Origin of the sequence: Pseudoalteromonas sp. P1-7a (genome assembly GCF_001401855.1) — a bacterium.
GTDB lineage: Bacteria > Pseudomonadota > Gammaproteobacteria > Enterobacterales > Alteromonadaceae > Pseudoalteromonas.
This window is the reverse complement of record NZ_LKDU01000046.1, coordinates 1-18306: the sequence shown is the minus strand read 5'-3', so window position 1 is coordinate 18306 and position 18306 is coordinate 1. Positions and strand designations below refer to the sequence as shown.

Genomic DNA, 18306 nt, shown 5'->3' with positions numbered 1-18306 from the left:
GGTTGCTCAGCTGCTACAGGCTCTGCTTTAACAGGCTCTGGCGTTTCTGGTTGCTCAGCTGCTACAGGCTCTGCTTTAACAGGCTCTGGTGTTGCTGGTTGTTCAGCTACTTCAGGCTCTGCTTTAACAGGCTCTGGGGTTGCTGGTTGCTCAGCTACTTCAGGCTCTGATTTCACAGGTTCAGGTGCTGAAATAGGTTGCTCAGTAACAACAACGGGCTCTTCAGCTGTTTCAGGGTCAACCGTTTTCACTGCATCGTCATTGGCTGTTGGTTGCTCTGCTTTAGGGGCAGCCTCAACTTTAGCTAAGTCTTCTACAGCTATCGCTTGCTCAACATTTTCTGATGCATCGTTTGAGCTTGGCTGTTCAGCTTTTGCTTTAAGCTCTGCCTCGTACTCTGCTGCTGCTTGATCAGCGACAGGAACAAATGCAGGCGCTTCAGTGGTTCTTTCTTCATTTGCTTCATTTTGCTCAGGGCGGCGGCGACGCTGACCCGAAGCACGAAGGTGACGAGGAGAACGGCGTGAGCGCGTACGTGTTTGCCCTTGCTCATCTTCAGAGTGTGCTTCCTCAGATGGCACTGCAGCTACTGGCTTTGCTTCTTGCTCAGGTTGTGTTTTAGCCGTTTGCTCTTTTACAGGTGCAGGCTTTGTTTGCTCTGATTTTTGCTCATTAGTAGCTTGCTTTTCTGCTGGCGCTTTCTCTTGCGCTTTAGGTTGCTCTACTTTTGGCGTTTCAGTGCTTTGCTGCGCTTGCTCAGGCGTATCAGATGCGTTTACTTGCTCAGTATTTTCATCTTGGATACGTACTTTTTTACGCACATTACGACGTTGACGACGAACTTTTGGCTTTTGCTCTTTAGGCTCAGCGTTTTGTTTAGTCTCAGCTTCATTCGCTTTAGCGTCTGTTTTAACTTGCTCTTTATCTGCATTACGATTGTCGTTATTACGGTTATCGTTACGCTTACGCGAGTTAGGGTTACGACGACGCTTGTTACGGTTCTCGTTTTTCTCTTGGCTTTCGTTCGCTGTAGAATCAGTTTTCACTTCTTCTTCACTAGGGCGTTCACCACGAGGTTTAGAGCGTGAGTTGTTACGACGACGCTGGTTGTTATTACGACGACGATTGTCACTGTTACCACGGCGATTGTTATTACGCGTTTGCTGTTGCTTTTCTTGCTCAGCTTTTTCTTTTGCTTGTTTTTCTTCTTCGCTTTCACTAGAGAATAACGACTTGAACCAATTACCAATAGCCGCGAGTAAACCACCTTCAACTTTAGGTACTGCAACAGGGGCTGCTGGCTTATCTACTTTAGCTTGTGGTGCAGGTGTTGAAGGCATAACAACACCTTTAAGCATAGGTTCTTCACGTACCGGCGCAGCTGCTGGTTTAGCCATTTCGAACGATTCAGGCTCTGGGGCAACAACTTGGTCGTAACTTACTGTTTCCAGTGTTTCGTCTTTACGTAAACGCATCACTTCGTAGTGTGGTGTTTCCATGTGTTGATTAGGAATAATCACCACATCACATTTGTGATGTTTTTCAATACGGTGAACGCTTCTGCGCTGCTCGTTTAATAAATAAGCGGCAACAGCTACAGGCACTTGGGCGTTTACTTGTGCAGTGTTGTCTTTAATTGCTTCTTCTTCAATTAAACGCAAAATAGAAAGGGCGATTGACTCATTAGAGCGAATCGTGCCTTGTCCGCTACAACGCGGGCACGGGCCTTGGCTTGCTTCACCAAGCGAAGGGCGTAAACGCTGGCGCGACATTTCTAGTAGACCAAAGCGCGATATTTTGCCAATTTGTACACGCGCACGATCTGGGCGAGCCGCGTCTTTTAAACGGTTTTCTACTTCGCGTTGATGGCGTGGCGGTGTCATATCGATAAAGTCGATAACAATTAAACCACCTAAGTCGCGAAGACGTAATTGGCGGGCAATTTCATCAGCCGCTTCTAAATTAGTGTTGAGTGCTGTTTCTTCAATATCACCGCCTTTAGTTGCCTTAGACGAGTTAATATCAATAGAGGTAAGCGCTTCTGTTGGGTCAATTACTATAGAACCACCTGAAGGCAAACGTACTTCACGTTGGAACGCAGATTCGATTTGGCTTTCAATTTGGTAATGTGTGAATAATGGCGTGTCGCCTTGATATAGCTTTACACGGCTCATAAAGTCAGGGCGAAAACGCTCAATGTGCGCTTTAGCTTCTTCAAATACACGTGGTTTATCAATTAAGATTTCGCCAATATCGCGGCGTAAATAATCGCGAATAGCGCGAAAAATTACATTGCTTTCTTGGTGTATCAAAAACGGAGCTTTAGCACTATCGGCTGCTTGTTGAATAGCATCCCAATGGACTAAAAGCGCTTTTAAATCATAGTTTAATTCTTCAAACGATTTGCCAACACCTGCGGTACGTACAATTAAGCCCATGCCTTTTGGTAGTTCTAAACGGCTAAGTGCTTCTTTAAGGTCTGTACGCTCATCACCTTCGATACGACGAGAAATACCGCCTGCACGAGGATTATTAGGCATAAGCACTAAGTAACTACCCGCTACGCTGATAAAAGTAGTAAGGGCTGCGCCTTTTTGGCCGCGCTCTTCTTTATCTACTTGTACTATTACCTCTTGGCCTTCTTTAATCACGTCGCGAATATTAGGACGACCATGAAAAGTGTAACCTTGCGGGAAGTATGTGCGGGCAATTTCTTTTAAAGGAAGGAAACCATGACGATCGGCGCCGTAATCTACAAAAGCCGCTTCTAAAGAAGGTTCAATGCGTGTAATTTTGCCTTTATAAATATTGGCTTTTTTCTGTTCGTGACCTGGGCTTTCTATATCTAAATCATATAGGCGCTGGCCATCAACCAGTGCTACGCGCATTTCTTCTTGCTGCGTTGCATTGATTAGCATACGTTTCATATTGTTACTCTACTTATTTTGTGTCGCTGACATGACGAAACGTGTTCGCCTGTTCAGTTGTTCCCTTTTTTAGAATGTGCAGCCTCACGACTGGGTCTGTTACGGAACGCTCTGTAATGTGTATGCAGTATTTTTTAAATGCTGGCTAACAATAACGTACGCTTACGTTATTAAATTCTTTATGGTGCTAAAACTGTTGGCTCTTACGCTCTTTACAAGTTTTACCCAGAAGTTGGCCTGTCATATCAATCTTTTTAGTACGTTTATGTTAGGCGCGTAGGGCTCGTTAAGTTGCGTAAATACGATGAGTATTTTCTAAGTACTTACGAGCAAAGTTCGCTGCCGAATGTTAATAAACGCTTATTTGCTAGATTTTTAGTTCTAAATAAGCTGCTATACGGTACTACATGTGAGCAAATGCTGAACAACGTATTTACGTCGTCACTATCAAACAAATTATTTGTTCATTGCTTTTATTTTTACATTAAATGTCAATTCATGTTCAAACTTAATCAGTAATATATTACGCGCATTACTGTTAGTTGAGCGCACGTGTTAACTGAGTAGGCATAAAAGCTTTGGAAAACTTAACTCGGATCTGTATGATCGGCTACCCAGAATGTGCATCACGAAAGTTTTAATGTGTTAAAAAGCACCGTTGTTATTTTGCAAATACTAAATATTTGCGCTGCTGATTATCCCACTATTATAACCGTGTTAGCAACTAAATTATTTTACTTAAATCAGTGATTAGGCAATGTCAGAAAAAACCGGCTTACAAGTAACTTTTGTCACAATCAACGAAGACCATTTAGGTCAGCGTATTGATAACTTTCTTATTACCCATTTAAAAGGGGTGCCTAAAAGCGCTGTTTATAAAATTTTACGCAAAGGCGAGGTACGCGTTAATAAAAAACGCATTAAGCCTGTTTATAAATTACAACTTAATGATGTCGTGCGTATTCCGCCAATTAAAGTAGCAGAACGCGAAGAGTTTGTGCCTAAAAAGCTAGATAAAGTAAAACAATTAGAAAGCGCCATTTTATTTGAAGACAAGTACCTTATTGTTATTAATAAACCTTCAAGCATGGCTGTGCATGGGGGGAGCGGCTTAAGCTATGGTTTAATAGAAGCGCTGCGCGTATTACGCCCAGATGAGCGTAATTTAGAGCTCGTACACAGACTTGATAGAGACACATCGGGCTGTTTATTAATTTCGAAGCGCCGCTCAGTGCTCACTGCGCTGCATGAGCAGCTGCGTGAAAAAACCATGGAAAAAAACTACTGGGCATTGGTAACAGGGCAGTGGGACTCATCGGTTAAAAATGTGACCGAAGGCCTGCGTAAAAACACGCTCAAGTCGGGCGAGCGCGTGGTGCGCGTAGATAATGTTGAGGGGAAACCTTCACATACCCGCTTTAGGGTACTTGAGCGTTTTAACGAGTGCTCACTAGTACAAGCTTCTCCTGTAACAGGGCGTACTCACCAAATACGTGTTCATACCCAGTGTAAAGGCCATCCTATTGCGTGCGATGATAAATACGGCGACCAAGGTTTTGATGAATCAATGCGTAAAATTGGTTTAAACCGCTTATTTTTACACGCTCACGATTTAAGCTTTTATCACCCTAAAAACGAAACCACTCTGCGTGTAGAAGCACCGCTTGATAACGCACTTAAAAATTGTATTTTAAAATTAAGAGATGCTAAAGCGTAATGACCGCCGCTGTTTTTAAAAAGTATAAACTGGTTATTTTTGATTGGGATGGCACTGTCATGGACTCAATTAGCAAAATTGTTAATTGTATTCGTCACAGTGCACTTGCGCTTAATATTGAACCGCCAAGCGACACTGCAATTAAAAATATAATTGGTATGTCGCTTGAACTTGCCATTGAGGTACTTTTTCCTGATGACGTAGCGCAGCATCCTGCATTAATTAACGGCTATAAACAACAATACCGTGTTGATAATACCCCAACACCTGTATTTGATAATGTGGAAAATGTACTAAGTATATTAAAAGCGCAAGGTGTTATTTTAGCGATTGCCACCGGTAAAGGGCGCGCGGGGCTTGAGCGCTTGCTTGATGAAAGCCAGCTGCGCGTATTTTTTAGTGCAAGCCGTACCAGCTGCGAAGCGCAGTCTAAGCCATCTCCCGACATGCTTTACCAACTTTTAGATGAGTTGGGAGTTAATGTAGATGATGCCCTTATGATTGGCGATACAAAAATAGACATGGCAATGGCAAAAGCAGCGGGCATGGATAGGATAGGTGTGACCATGGGGGGTCATAGCGCGGAGCAATTAAACGAATTTACCCCTGTTGCAACCGTTGATAGTTACCAACAGTTGCAACGTATTTTAGTTGGTTAATTTTTTGGCTGCTCGGCAAGTATATCAAGATTAAACTCAGCTAATAGCTGGCTGAGTTTAATTAGTGGCAAGCCTATTAAACTATTTGGATCGTCCCCGTTTAACTTTTCAAATAAACAAATGCCTAATCCTTCACTTTTAAAGCTCCCAGCGCAGTTATAAGGTTGCTCTGCATCGCAGTAGGCGTCTATTTGCGCTTTGGTGAGTGTTCTAAATACCACTTCAAAAGGCTCTATTAACGTTTTTGCTTTATCGCTCGCAATATCATAAACACACAGGCCGGTTAAAAACGTAACGGTTTGACCGCTAAATAGAGCAAGCTGTTTTAAGGCGTTTTCTTTATTATGAGGTTTACCAAGAATTTGCCCGTTAAACACAGCTACTTGGTCAGAGCCGATAGCTAAACCTTGGTCAAAGTGATTGCAGGCTGCTCGTGCTTTGCCTTCGCTTAAGCGCATTACGAGTTGCTCAGGGGTTTCGTTTGGTAAGGCGGTTTCGTCAATATTTGGCGAAAAAGTACTAAAGGGCAGATTAAATTTTTGCAATAAAGTCTGCCTAAATGGCGAGCTTGAGGCTAATATAAGCGGGTGCTTCATAAATTATTATCCTAATTAAAATTAGTTTGAGTTAGGATAAATCAGATCCGTAATGAAAACACGTGAAAAACCATGTAAAAATGCTTTTTTGCTTTGACTAACCTATTAACTATCTATATGATGCAGCCCCTATGCAAAAGGTAAAAATTCCCATCACTCTTCATCCTGGGAAAGCAGCGCAACACCGTTTATCTTACGATGGTATTGTACCGCTTGAAAAACTTGCTCGTTTACGAGGTGTTGTACAGGAAGAAGTAGGTGAAATAGCGGTAAAAATTCAGTGCAAAACTGATGAGCAAGGTTTAGTTGTGATTAGCGGCAATTTGTCCACGCACGTAACTGTAACTTGTCAACGTTGTAATGATGATTTAGGGTTGGATTTGGATCAAGACTTTATGTATTCGCCAGTTGGTTTGGATGCTGAGTCAGATGATCTTCCTGAAGTCTACGATGAAGTAGAACTTGATGAAAACGGCGAAATTAACGTATTTGAGTTAATCGAAGACGAGCTAATTTTAGCAGTGCCATTAGTGCCTACACACAACGAAGCTTCGTGCAATTACTCGTCAAAGCCTGCTAGCTTTGGTGTGTTAAAAGCGGAAGATGATAAACCAAATCCATTTGATATTTTGAAACAACTTAAGAAAGATTCTTAGGAGAAGACTAATGGCTGTACAAAAAAGCAAAAAGTCTCGTGCAAGACGCGGCATGCGCCGTTCACACGATGCGATCAACGGTCCAACTTTAACAGTTGACCAAACTTCAGGTGAGACTCATCGTCGTCACCACGTAACTGCTGACGGTTACTACAAAGGCGTTCAAGTAATTTCTAACTAAGAGATTGCTTTATGCTGACTAATCTAACCATAGCGTTAGATATGATGGGGGGCGATTATGGCCCCCGTTCATCTATCCCCGCTGCCGTTTGCGCAGTAAATGCTCATGCCAATTTAACGCTTATTTTGTGCGGCAACGAGCAAGTTATTACAAATCAATTAGAATCCCTCGATTCGCTTTCACACCCACGTTTAATTATTCGCCATTGCAGTGAAGTTGTTACTAATGCTTGCGAACCCGCTTTAGCTGTACGTTCTAAAAAAGATTCTTCAATGCGTGTTGCCCTTGATTTAGTTAAATCGGGTGAGGCGCAAGCTTGTGTAAGCTCAGGTAACACGGGTGCTCTATTTTTTATGGCTCACTATGTATTAAAAATGTTACCAGGCGTTAAACGCCCCGCATTAATATCTGCTGTGCCTACAGAGCGAAAAACCCCAGTGTATTTGCTCGATTTAGGCGCAAATGTGCATTGTGATGCAGAAATACTTTATCAATTTGGCATTATGGGGTCGGTGGTCGCTGGTCAAGCACTTGGCTGTGATAGCCCAAAAGTGAGTTTGCTTAATATTGGCTCAGAAGACATAAAAGGCCACGAAGACATAAAACAAGCCGCACAGCTTATGCAACAAAGTCCTTATATTAATTACACCGGTTACAGCGAGGGCAGTGATATATTTTCGGGGAAGGCCGATGTTATTGTGTGTGAGGGGTTTGTAGGTAACGTTGCGTTAAAAACCTGCGAAGGCATTGCTAAGCTAATTATGAAAAAGTTTACAAGCGCCCTCGAAAAGCACTTAATTTACAAATGCATGGCGTTTATTTTAAGTCCTATCATAAAAAAACTCTATAATCGGGTGAACCCCGACCAGTATAACGGTGCTTCTCTGGTAGGATTGCGCGGTATTGTCGTTAAAAGCCATGGAAATGCATCAGCAAAAGCATTTCAAGCAGCAATCGATGAAGCGGTAAAAGAAGTTGAACGCCAACTTCCAGATAAAATAGCCGCTATTTTCGAAAAAACACATTCTAAAAACTCGGCGGCCGAATAAACGTTAGGTGCCGTAGTTACATTAAATTTTTGTTTAATTAAAAAGAGCAAAGTATGGCACAAAAAATTGCACTTCTATTTCCAGGTCAGGGCTCACAAAGCGTTGGCATGTTAAGCGAGCTACTAGAGAGCTCTGACATTGTAAAATCAACCTTTAGTGAAGCGTCAAGCGCACTTGGCTACGATTTAGCAGCGCTGGTACTAAATGGCCCAGAAGAAGAACTCAATCAAACTCATCGCACTCAACCTGCATTATTAACAGCCAGTGTGGCAATTTACCGCCATTGGTTAGCTCAAAACCCTGATGCCGATGTTGTTATGGCTGGTCACAGTTTAGGTGAATACTCTGCACTTGTGTGTAGTGATGTTATTAGCTTAAGTGAAGCGGTAAAACTGGTTGAAAACCGTGGCTTATACATGCAAGAAGCAGTGCCAGCAGGCGTAGGGTCTATGGCCGCTATTATTGGTTTAGGTGATGACGAAATAAAAGCTGCGTGTGAAGAGTCTGCACAAGGTGAGGTCGTTTCACCGGTAAACTATAACTCACCAGGCCAAGTGGTTATTGCAGGGCACAAAGCTGCGGTAGATAGAGCTTCGAAAGCGTGTAAAGACGCAGGCGCAAAACGTGCCTTACCACTGAGTGTAAGCGTGCCTTCACATTGTGAATTAATGAAGCCAGCGGCTGAAAAACTAGCTAACGATTTAGCGGCTTTAACATTTAATACACCTAAGTGTGATGTAATTAATAATGTTGATGTAAAAGCTGAAAATTCAGCCGATGCCATTAAAGATGCATTGGTGCGCCAACTATACAGCCCAGTACGTTGGACAGAAACAGTGCAAGCTTTAGTTGCCCAAGGCATAACACAAAGCTACGAATTTGGCCCAGGTAAAGTTTTAACTGGCCTTGCAAAACGAATTGATAAAGCAATGGTATGTGGTGCAGTAAACGATGCTGCCTCTATCTACGCTGCAAAATAAGAGTATATAAAATGACTAATTTATTTTCATTAGAGGGCAAAGTTGTCCTAATTACTGGCGCAAGCCGTGGCATTGGTAAAGCAATTGCAAACACCTTAGTAGCACAAGGCGCAAAAGTAGCAGGTACTGCAACAAGTGACTCAGGCGCAGCTAAAATTAGCGAATATTTAGGTGATAATGGTAAGGGTTATGCTTTAAACGTAACCGATCCTGCATCGATTGAGGCAACTTTGGCTGCAATAAAAGCGGATTTGGGTGATGTTGATGTGCTTGTAAATAACGCGGGTATCACCCGTGATAATTTATTAATGCGCATGAAAGACGGCGAGTGGGACGATATTATCGACACTAACCTAAGCTCTATTTTCCGTTTATCTAAAGCGGTATTACGCCCAATGATGAAGAAAAAGAACGGCCGTATTATTAATATTGGCTCAGTTGTGGGCACTATGGGTAATGCAGGTCAAGCTAACTATGCGGCGGCAAAAGCAGGTGTGATTGGTTTTTCTAAATCGCTTGCTCGTGAAGTTGCATCACGCGGTATTACTGTAAATGTAGTAGCCCCTGGTTTTATTCAAACCGATATGACCGATGAGCTAACAGAAGATCAAAAAGCGGCCACCCTTGCAAATGTACCAGCAGGTCGATTAGGCCAGCCTGATGAAATAGCAGCGGCAGTGTGTTATTTAGCATCTGACGCGGCTGCGTATGTATCGGGCGAAACTTTGCATGTAAATGGCGCGATGTACATGGTTTAAAAACCATTGCCAGTACTTTGAAAGCAAAATAACTTAAGTAAGTGGCCTCAAAAACATTGAATTTTTTGTGATCTTGCTTTAAACATACTTGAAATCGCTGTGAAAATAAGCGATAAAAGACCTAACAAACACTCAGAGGTTTGACCAGACAATTATTTATGGTCAAATCATTGAATCAGAGAATTATGCGGCGTAAACTACGCCGCAATCTGAAAATAACGCATTGGCGTTTTTAATAAAGGAAAGAAGAATGAGCGATATCCAAGAACGCGTAAAAAAAATTATCATCGAACAACTAGGTGTTAAAGAAGAAGAAGTTAAAAACGAAGCTTCTTTCGTAGATGACCTAGGTGCAGATTCTCTTGATACTGTTGAACTAGTTATGGCTCTAGAAGAAGAGTTTGATACTGAGATCCCAGATGAAGAAGCTGAAAAGATCACTACAGTACAATCTGCAATCGATTACGTATCAGCTCACGCTGAGTAATTAATCGCATATTAAAGGCAGCATTCGCTGCCTTTAATCTATATATCCAAACCACCTCAAAGTTCATGATTCAAATTCACCCGCTTTTACTCTCTACTACATTTATGTGTAATAGCATATCCTTACTTGAATTTGAGACTCGCACTTTGAGGTCGCTTGGGTATGAATTCCCTTTGTAATGCCAATAGATTTAAACTTAGTAAGACAAACTGCTTACTAAATAACAATACATTAATCGATTGGTTTAAATATCCCTTATTGGAGGCAAACCGTGGCTAAACGTCGAGTCGTCGTAACTGGCTTAGGAATGTTGACGCCGCTAGGTAATGATGTGCAATCAACCTGGCAAGGCTTATTAGATGGTAAAAGTGGTATACAAAATATAACCCACTTTGACACATCAAAATTTGGTACTAAATTCGCTGGACTCATCAATGACTTTGATGCAACTGCATACATGTCGGCGAAAGATACTAAAAAAATGGACTTATTTATTCAGTATGGCATTGCAGCGGGTGTTCAAGCCTTACAAGATTCAGGTCTTGAAGTAACTGAGCAAAACGCAACACGTATTGGTGTAGCAGTAGGTTCGGGTATTGGTGGACTCACCCTCATTGAAGAAAACCACATAAAACTGCTTAACAGTGGCCCACGTAAGCTTTCGCCATTTTATGTGCCATCAACCATTATTAATATGATCTCAGGCCATTTATCAATGATGCATGGTTTACGCGGTCCTAATATTTCTATTGTAACGGCATGTACTACAGGCTTGCATAATATTGGCCATGCAGCGCGTATGATTGCCTACGGCGATGCAGATGCCATGGTTGCCGGCGGTGCAGAAAAAGCCTGTACGCCAATTGGTATGGGTGGTTTTAATGCTGCACGCGCGCTTTCTACACGCAATGATGACCCACAAGCGGCATCTCGCCCGTGGGATAAAGACCGCGATGGTTTTGTATTATCTGATGGTGCAGGCGTGGTAGTAGTTGAAGAATACGAACACGCTAAAGCCCGTGGCGCTAAAATATACGCTGAACTTGTTGGTTTTGGTATGAGTGGTGATGCATACCACATGACCTCGCCACCGGAAGACGGTGCAGGCGCTGCACTTGCAATGCAAAATGCACTAAACGATGCACAAGTAAATGCAGAGCAAGTAGGCTACATTAACGCACACGGTACATCGACTAACGCAGGCGACAAAGCCGAAACGCAAGCTGTTAAAACTATTTTTGGCAGTGCAGCTAAAGATGTAATGGTTGGCTCGTCTAAGTCGATGATGGGTCACCTATTAGGTGCAGCGGGTTCAGTAGAGTCTATTATTTCTATTTTATCGCTGGCCGATCAAAAAGTATCGCCAACCATTAACCTTGATAACCCAGATGAAGGCTGTGACCTAGATTACATAGCCCACACTGCACGTGATGCAAAACTCGACTTTGCATTGTGTAACTCATTTGGTTTTGGTGGGACTAATGGCTCGTTGCTATTTAAAAAGGTATAATCTTTTTTAACAACGAACCACATTATAAGAGCTCAGTTGTTTAACTGGGCTTTTTTTATGCAAGCCATTTAATATGCAAACAATAATAACAACCGATGATACAAGTGCGATAAATACGCGCGATAGAGGCCTTAACTACGGGGATGGCTTTTTTACCACTGCCAAAGTAAGTGCAGGGCAAGTAGAGCATTGGCAATACCATAAAGCACGTTTGATAGAATGCGCCGAGCGTTTAGCGTTTCCTGCCATTAATTTTACTGAGCTTGAGCAGCATATTAAAACAGCCATTACTGGCTGCAAATTAAATGTCCTTAAAGTAGTTGTTACCCGCGGAGAAGGTGGGCGAGGTTATGGATTACCACAACACACCCATTTAACCATTTTAATTACAGTATCAGCGTTTCCACAAAACTACTCAGCATTAGTTAAAAGCGGGGTAAGTTTAGCTTTAAGCCCAATTAAATTAGCATCTCAGCCATTACTTGCAGGCTTAAAAACGCTTAACCGTTTAGAGCAAGTGCTTATTAAAAATGCCATGGCATCTCAACAGTGCGACGATGTTTTAGTACTCGATCATCAAAACAATGTCATTGAAGCGTCAGCCGCTAATGTGTTTGCAATTGGCAATAATACACTTTACACACCAAGCCTTGAGCAATGCGGTATAAAGGGGGTTTATCTGCAATCGTTATGTGATAAATTAGCGGTTGAATTTAAGCACGTTAGCCTAAATGAGCTAACCCAAGCACGCGCTGTATTTATATGTAATAGTTTAATGGGTGCAGTGCCCGTTAACCGTATTGAGCAACACCCCTTTAATGTTGAGCAAAGCATGCGTTTATTAAATGAATTACTAGCCAAGGAGGCTAAGTGTTAAAAGTTATTTTATCGGTATTATTGTTAGCTTTAGTGACAACGCTAGTAGGGTATCAACAATTACAAGCAACAATAACAAGCCCGCTAAATATAGCTACCCCTGTGCAATTTGAAGTAAAAAAAGGTATGGGCTTTAACCAACTTTGTAAGCAATGGGAGGCTAATAATTGGTTAAAAAGTTGCTGGCGTTACCAAGTGATTGCAAAGCTTGACCCAACGCTAACTGATTTAAAAGCGGGTTTATACCAACTAACCAATACAAGTGTTATAAATAACATAAAAAAAATAAACAACGGTGAACAAATTAGCTTTAGCTTTACCATTATTGAAGGGCAAAACTTACGGGAAGTATTAGCTGCCATTAATAGCGCGCCGCATTTAACTAATAACTTAAATACAGAGCAACTTTCGCAGCAAATAGTAGGCGAAAAAGGCCATTTAGAAGGGTGGTTATTTCCAGATACGTACCATTACCACAGCGGTGATACGGCCAGTAGTTTACTAAAGCGCGCAGCCGTTAAAATGCAGCAAACACTTGAGCAAGCATGGCCAAAGCGCGCCAAAAATCTACCCTATAAAAACGCATATGATGCGCTAATTATGGCCTCTATTATTGAAAAAGAAACCGGCCTAGCCAGTGAGCGCCCGCTAATAGCCGCTGTATTTATAAATAGATTAAACGCCAATATGCGCCTTCAAACAGACCCAACCGTAATATACGGCCTAGGAGCGGATTTTGACGGCGACATTAAGCGAAAAGATTTACGCGATTACACACCCTATAACACGTATCGCATTAACGGGCTGCCGCCTACACCCATTGCCATGCCCTCAAAAGCCGCTATTTTAGCAGCGCTTAACCCACCGCAATCAGAGTATGTTTACTTTGTGGCTAAGGGCGATGGCAGTCATCAATTTTCAACCACGTTAAAGCAACACAACGCGGCAGTTAAAACGTATATATTAAATAAAACGAATTAAACCTTATATGAAACCAAAATTTATTGTTATTGAAGGCCTTGAAGGTGCGGGCAAATCAACGGCTATTTCGTTATGCCAAGACTTTTTAAACAAAAAACAAATAGACTTTATTAACGTGCGCGAGCCTGGGGGCACGCCGCTTGCGGAGTCTTTACGAACGCTTGTAAAAGCAAAGCACAAAGAAGACATAGCCTTTGAAACCGAATTACTTATTATGTACGCAGCGCGCTCGCAACTTATGCATAATGTAATTAACCCAGCACTTAATAACGGGCAGTGGGTATTAGCCGATCGCCACGACTTGTCATCTCAGGCTTACCAAGGAGGCGGGCGCGGCATTAGTGCTAATACCTTATCGTCTTTGTCGTCTATGGTGTTAAAAGGATTAAAACCTGATTTAACCATTTACCTAGATATAGACCCAGTAATCGGTCTTGAGCGTGCTAAAGGCCGTGGTGAGCTTGATAGGATAGAGCAAGAAGCCATAGAGTTTTTTCAGCGTACCCGTATGCGTTATGTTGAGCTGGCAAATGACGATAGCTCAATAAAAACGGTTGATGCCAATCAAAGTATTGATAAAGTACATCGCGATATAACCAACGTACTACGCACCTTTTTTGAAGGGTTAAAATAGTAATGGCATTGCCGTGGCTTAATAGCGTAGAGCAACAGCTTGCGCAAAGTTACAAAGCACAGCGTTTTCATCATGCGCAGCTATTATGCGGGCCTATTGGTGTGGGAAAGTTTGAGCTAAGCGAACAATTAGCAAATAGTTTATTATGCCAAAATATTAATACCCACATGCAGCGCGAAAACAGCACGCTTAGCCCGTGCGGCCAATGTAAAAGTTGTGCTTTAACGCATGCGGGTAACCACCCCGACAAACGCTTAACGCAAGTTGAGGGGCAAAGCATTGGTGTAGACGATATTCGCGCGATAAGCGATTTTATGAACCACTCTGCTGCGCAAAATGGGAATAAAGTAGCAATAATCGAAAACTGCGAAAAAATGACCACGGCTGCGGCAAACGCATTACTAAAAACGCTAGAAGAGCCCAGCAATAGTCGCTTTTTAATTTTAACAACAAGCAATACCGCGCAGTTACCCGCCACTATTTTAAGCCGCTGTGCCAAAACAGACATTAAAGTAACTAACCCCAATGAAGCTAAAAGCTGGTTAGCCAACTTAAATATAAATGATCATGTGTGGTTACCTTTATTTTATACGCAACCACTATTAATTAAACAGTGGCAAGCGCAAGAACAACTGCAACACATTGATACTTTATATAAATTTGCAACTGAGTTTAAACAAAGCCATAATTTTAGTCCGCTTGTTAATATAATTAATAAACAACCTGAGCTAATACGCATTTTTACATTATTTTTAAGCGAGCAATTAAAACAGCAGCTTATAAAAGGTTTAAGTTTTGACGCGTACCAAAGCGCGCAGCAAGCGGTGAATGAATTTTTACAAAATAGCACAGAGGTACTCGGGCTTAATTTACCTCTAGCAGTGTCGCGTTTAGCGCATGCCCTGCGTCACATTTAATAGGAATACTTATGCAAGAGCTTTTAGTTGATGTAGACAACCTTGACGAACTTTACCGCTGCTACATGCCATATTTAAAACAAGGGGGCCTTTTTGTGCGTACCAACATGCGCTACGAAATTGGCTACTCGTTAGCACTAAGAGTGACATTACCAGATGCGCTAGAAGATGACGTTGTAACGGGTAAAGTTGCATGGATAACGCCTCAAGGCGCACAAAGCTCTAACCCACCCGGTATAGGGATTAGCTTTTTAGATGACAAAACAAATCTAAACGCTAAAATCGAAAAGCTATTAGGCACTATGTTAAACTCTGGTAACCCAACATATACCATGTAGCTTAATGGGCTATTTTGCTCGTTAAATCGTAATACCAATGTGCTTAATTAAGTAATTTTTTTTGGTAATAAAATCGGTGCAATAACAAACTAAACATTTCGGTATTTAGTCGTTCTAAATCAGAAATTTTTAATCTATTAGCGCCAGTTTTAGCCTCTAAAATTGATTAACTCTTATTGTGGATTGGTAAAACTTAACATTCAAAACAATACAGGCCGTATAGTGATTGTAGATTCTCATTGCCATTTAGATCGTCTTGATTTTGACAAACTAGATTTAAACTTAGATCAAGTACTCGACAACGCCCGCGCAAAGCAAGTAGAGCATTTTTTATGTGTAAGTGTAACGCTTGATCAATTCCCAAGCATGCTCGACAAAATTAAACACTACGATGATGTATCGGCCTCGTGTGGCGTGCATCCGCTTGATCAAAAAGATGCCCTAAATAAACAGCAGCTTATTGATTTAGCATCGCATGAAAAAGTGGTCGCAATAGGCGAAACAGGCCTAGATTACTATTATTCGAAAGACACGCACGCAGTGCAACAGGCAAGCTTTGTTGGCCATATTGAAGTAGCAAACGAGTTACAAAAGCCGCTTATTATTCATACCCGCGACGCCCGAGCCGATACGATTAACTTAATGCGTGAGCACAAAGCAGAAAATTGCGGTGGTGTACTGCATTGTTTTACCGAAGATTGGGATATGGCTAAAAAAGCCATCGACATGGGCTTTTATATTTCTATTTCGGGCATAGTTACTTTTAAAAATGCCGTAGAGCTTAAAGAAGTAGTAAAGCAAATCCCACTCGATCGATTACTTATTGAAACTGATTCGCCGTATTTAGCACCTGTACCGTACCGTGGTAAAACAAACCAGCCAGCGTATGTAGAAGATGTTGCCTACTACATTAGCGAGCTAAAAGGCATAAGCTTTAACGAGCTTGCAAAAGCCACCACAGATAACTTTTATTCACTTTTTAAATTAGCAGCAAAAGGCTAACACATGACTACTCAATCGGCGCAACTCCCGCTTTTATTAATGGGGCCCATGGTGCGCCGAGCTGAGCAACGTAGTATATGTATTCAATTTGCGACGTCACGCCCTGGCAATTGCCAAATTACACTCGTACACCATCAAAGCTACAGCGAGCAGCAAAGCATTGCACTAGGTAAACACCTTTACCTGCATTTTATTATTATAAAACCCGTTGATAACCCGTTTCCGCTCGATACTTTATTAGCCTATACATTGCATATTAACGAGCAGCAAATTGATTTAGCACCGTGGTGTTTTAAAGGGCAAGCAGCGCCTTCGTTTGTTATTGCTAATAAGCTAACCCATATTTTACATGGCTCGTGCCGTAACGCGCATCATCCTGCAAAAGACAGTTTAGTATCTGCAAGCGAGTGGCAAAATACACAACGTAGTAATAATCAGCAGGGCGCACAGCTTTTATTACTTAGTGGCGATCAAGTGTACGCCGATGATGTAGCCGGCCCTATGCTATTGGCAATTCATCATCTAATAGATGTATTAGGACTTTATAAAGAGCAGCCGCTTGCGCTTAACTTACCAGCAGATATAAACGATCAGCTTTTTAACCGACACCATTACTTACCTAAAACGCCATGGCAAAAACGTTCAAAATTGGGTGTAGGGTATTGGCTAAAAAAAGACGAGCCTCATTTTTCTAGCGTAAAAGCGCATAATCATTTAATTCACTTTGAAGAATTTATTGCGCTGTACTTGCTTAACTTTAGTGCCGCCGCGTGGCAATGCATTAATATTAATAATATGTATTACACGCAAGGTAATGAAAAAAACACCGCCATTTTTAACGCCGAAAAAAAGGCCTTAATTGACTACGCAAAAGGCTTAAATAGCGTAGAGCGTTTATTTGCTAATGTATCTACCTTAATGATGTTTGACGATCACGATGTAACCGATGATTGGAACCTAACGGCAGGGTGGGAGCAAGCAATAAATCAAAACCCAAGCAGTAAACGTATTATTAATAACGGGCTGATAAGTTATTGGTTATTCCAAGGGCTGGGTAACGACGCGCTACACAAAACAGGTGCACTAATAAACGAATTTAAACAAAGCCGAAGCGATAATAATAGTTGGCAGTTTAAAGCCTTTGATAAACCGCTTAATGAGTTTAATTATTGGCATTATGAGCTTAACACTACACCAAAAGTGGTTGTGCTCGATACCCGCACACACCGCTGGCGTAACGAAAGTAACTTTAACGAACCCTCAGGATTACTTGACTGGGAGCGCTTAACAGAGCTTGAAGAAAGCCTACTGAGCCACAGTAAAGTAATTATTGTATCGCCAGCACCGGTATTTGGTGTTAAATCAATAGAGGCAATTCAAGCGGCATTTAATATGTGCGGCCAGCCGCTTATGGTAGACGTAGAAAACTGGATGGCACACGAAGGCTCCGCCAAAAAACTGCTTGATACATTTAGACGCACAGACACACCCAACGAAACGCTTATTTTATCGGGCGATGTGCATTATTCATTTTGTTTTTCAGTGCAAAAGCGTTTTGGCGATCACCCCAATAGAATATGGCAACTCACCGCCAGCGGAATTAAAAACGAATTTCCGCGTAAGCTCATTAACGTACTCGATAAACTCGACTCAATATTATACGGCCCCAAAAGCCCGCTTAACTTTTTTACCAAACGCTGGCACATGGAAGTAGATAAACACCAAACCGTAGGCGAAGGCCAAAAGTACCTAGTAAGCGACTCAGCCATTAGTTTAATAACATTAGAGCAGGGCGACTTAGCCCGCTATCAACTAATCCACGGCGAAGGCCATTTAACAGAATTTGATTTAGAGCATAAATAAAGCACGTTATTGGTTTTGTAGACGTAGAGCTTGCTCACGTTAGAAGCGCAGCTTCTTGTAAAAGATCAATTGCACAAAGAGAAGCGAATGAGGAGTAAATGAGAAGACAAAGTTAATACAGCATTTTATAAATTTAGTGTTTTAATTACTTCTCTAAAGCGGAGCGTCTCTTAAA

At 41.8% G+C, this 18306-nt stretch carries 18 protein-coding genes; 16 read left to right on the top strand and 2 right to left on the bottom strand.

Translation table 11 applies throughout. The features are described 5' to 3' along the window. The coding region (rne, locus tag AN389_RS18505) for a ribonuclease E (protein WP_055020427.1) at positions 1–2927 on the bottom strand (2927 nt) is incomplete at its 3' end. Positions 2928–3684: 757 nt separating this feature from the next. Here rne and rluC point away from each other — a divergent pair. Beyond that, positions 3685–4644, top strand: coding sequence for a 23S rRNA pseudouridine(955/2504/2580) synthase RluC (gene rluC / locus AN389_RS18500; protein ID WP_055020426.1), 960 nt, complete (start codon positions 3685–3687; stop codon positions 4642–4644). Further along, positions 4644–5303, top strand: a complete 660-nt coding sequence (locus AN389_RS18495; protein ID WP_055020425.1) for an HAD-IA family hydrolase — start codon at positions 4644–4646, stop codon at positions 5301–5303. Before rluC ends, AN389_RS18495 begins: the two co-directional genes overlap by 1 nt. Here AN389_RS18495 and AN389_RS18490 read toward each other — a convergent pair. Further along, positions 5300–5899 (bottom strand): nucleoside triphosphate pyrophosphatase, encoded by a 600-nt coding sequence (locus tag AN389_RS18490; RefSeq protein WP_055020424.1) that lies wholly within the window; start codon positions 5897–5899, stop codon positions 5300–5302. The two genes, AN389_RS18495 and AN389_RS18490, sit on opposite strands and share 4 nt — an antisense overlap. Positions 5900–6030: 131 nt before the next feature. Here AN389_RS18490 and yceD point away from each other — a divergent pair, with 131 nt between their 5' ends. From yceD to AN389_RS18420, 14 genes are all read left to right on the top strand, one after another. Beyond that, on the top strand, positions 6031–6555 hold the full coding sequence (gene yceD, locus AN389_RS18485; RefSeq protein WP_055015064.1) for a 23S rRNA accumulation protein YceD: 525 nt from the start codon (positions 6031–6033) through the stop codon (positions 6553–6555). A gap of 10 nt (positions 6556–6565) precedes the next feature. After that, positions 6566–6736, top strand: coding sequence for a 50S ribosomal protein L32 (gene rpmF, locus AN389_RS18480; protein WP_004587686.1), 171 nt, complete (start codon positions 6566–6568; stop codon positions 6734–6736). Between the two features lie 11 nt (positions 6737–6747). Beyond that, complete coding sequence (gene plsX, locus AN389_RS18475) at positions 6748–7785, top strand: phosphate acyltransferase PlsX (RefSeq protein ID WP_055015063.1); 1038 nt, start codon at positions 6748–6750, stop codon at positions 7783–7785. A gap of 53 nt (positions 7786–7838) precedes the next feature. Then, a complete protein-coding gene (gene fabD / locus AN389_RS18470) occupies positions 7839–8765 on the top strand; it encodes an ACP S-malonyltransferase (RefSeq protein ID WP_055020423.1) in 927 nt (308 codons plus the stop codon). 11 nt (positions 8766–8776) lie between these two features. Then, positions 8777–9523 (top strand): 3-oxoacyl-ACP reductase FabG, encoded by a 747-nt coding sequence (gene fabG / locus AN389_RS18465; protein WP_055015061.1) that lies wholly within the window; start codon positions 8777–8779, stop codon positions 9521–9523. Positions 9524–9773: 250 nt separating this feature from the next. Next, positions 9774–10010, top strand: a complete 237-nt coding sequence (acpP, locus tag AN389_RS18460; protein WP_004587690.1) for an acyl carrier protein — start codon at positions 9774–9776, stop codon at positions 10008–10010. 271 nt (positions 10011–10281) lie between these two features. Then, positions 10282–11520 carry a beta-ketoacyl-ACP synthase II gene (gene fabF, locus AN389_RS18455; protein WP_055015060.1) on the top strand — a complete coding sequence of 413 codons (1239 nt, stop codon included), beginning with the start codon at positions 10282–10284 and terminating at the stop codon, positions 11518–11520. A gap of 73 nt (positions 11521–11593) precedes the next feature. After that, positions 11594–12397, top strand: a complete 804-nt coding sequence (gene pabC / locus AN389_RS18450) for an aminodeoxychorismate lyase (RefSeq protein WP_055020422.1) — start codon at positions 11594–11596, stop codon at positions 12395–12397. Beyond that, complete coding sequence (gene mltG / locus AN389_RS18445) at positions 12391–13377, top strand: endolytic transglycosylase MltG (RefSeq protein WP_055018380.1); 987 nt, start codon at positions 12391–12393, stop codon at positions 13375–13377. The genes pabC and mltG overlap by 7 nt, the downstream gene beginning before the upstream one ends. 7 nt (positions 13378–13384) lie before the next feature. Next, entirely contained in the window at positions 13385–14011 is a 627-nt protein-coding gene (gene tmk / locus AN389_RS18440; protein ID WP_055020421.1) for a dTMP kinase, read from the top strand. Between the two features lie 2 nt (positions 14012–14013). Further along, entirely contained in the window at positions 14014–14928 is a 915-nt protein-coding gene (locus tag AN389_RS18435; RefSeq protein ID WP_055018381.1) for a DNA polymerase III subunit, read from the top strand. Positions 14929–14939: 11 nt separating this feature from the next. Then, positions 14940–15266 carry a PilZ domain-containing protein gene (locus tag AN389_RS18430; protein WP_055018382.1) on the top strand — a complete coding sequence of 109 codons (327 nt, stop codon included), beginning with the start codon at positions 14940–14942 and terminating at the stop codon, positions 15264–15266. Positions 15267–15488: 222 nt separating this feature from the next. Beyond that, the gene (locus AN389_RS18425) at positions 15489–16268 is read left to right on the top strand and encodes a TatD family hydrolase (protein WP_055015072.1); all 780 of its coding nucleotides are present in this window, start codon (positions 15489–15491) and stop codon (positions 16266–16268) included. 3 nt (positions 16269–16271) lie between these two features. After that, complete coding sequence (locus AN389_RS18420; RefSeq protein ID WP_055020420.1) at positions 16272–18131, top strand: alkaline phosphatase D family protein; 1860 nt, start codon at positions 16272–16274, stop codon at positions 18129–18131. The last annotated feature ends 175 nt before the right edge of the window (positions 18132–18306 follow it).

What these genes read in the sequence shown, in the direction of transcription:
- rluC (WP_055020426.1), top strand. Translation starts at nt 3,685, where the DNA reads ATGTCAGAAAAAACCGGCTTACAAGTAACTTTTGTCACAATCAACGAA.
- AN389_RS18495 (WP_055020425.1), top strand. Translation starts at nt 4,644, where the DNA reads ATGACCGCCGCTGTTTTTAAAAAGTATAAACTGGTTATTTTTGATTGG.
- AN389_RS18490 (WP_055020424.1), bottom strand. Translation starts at nt 5,899, where the DNA reads ATGAAGCACCCGCTTATATTAGCCTCAAGCTCGCCATTTAGGCAGACT.
- yceD (WP_055015064.1), top strand. Translation starts at nt 6,031, where the DNA reads ATGCAAAAGGTAAAAATTCCCATCACTCTTCATCCTGGGAAAGCAGCG.
- rpmF (WP_004587686.1), top strand. Translation starts at nt 6,566, where the DNA reads ATGGCTGTACAAAAAAGCAAAAAGTCTCGTGCAAGACGCGGCATGCGC.
- plsX (WP_055015063.1), top strand. Translation starts at nt 6,748, where the DNA reads ATGCTGACTAATCTAACCATAGCGTTAGATATGATGGGGGGCGATTAT.
- fabD (WP_055020423.1), top strand. Translation starts at nt 7,839, where the DNA reads ATGGCACAAAAAATTGCACTTCTATTTCCAGGTCAGGGCTCACAAAGC.
- fabG (WP_055015061.1), top strand. Translation starts at nt 8,777, where the DNA reads ATGACTAATTTATTTTCATTAGAGGGCAAAGTTGTCCTAATTACTGGC.
- acpP (WP_004587690.1), top strand. Translation starts at nt 9,774, where the DNA reads ATGAGCGATATCCAAGAACGCGTAAAAAAAATTATCATCGAACAACTA.
- pabC (WP_055020422.1), top strand. Translation starts at nt 11,594, where the DNA reads ATGCAAACAATAATAACAACCGATGATACAAGTGCGATAAATACGCGC.
- tmk (WP_055020421.1), top strand. Translation starts at nt 13,385, where the DNA reads ATGAAACCAAAATTTATTGTTATTGAAGGCCTTGAAGGTGCGGGCAAA.
- AN389_RS18435 (WP_055018381.1), top strand. Translation starts at nt 14,014, where the DNA reads ATGGCATTGCCGTGGCTTAATAGCGTAGAGCAACAGCTTGCGCAAAGT.
- AN389_RS18430 (WP_055018382.1), top strand. Translation starts at nt 14,940, where the DNA reads ATGCAAGAGCTTTTAGTTGATGTAGACAACCTTGACGAACTTTACCGC.
- AN389_RS18420 (WP_055020420.1), top strand. Translation starts at nt 16,272, where the DNA reads ATGACTACTCAATCGGCGCAACTCCCGCTTTTATTAATGGGGCCCATG.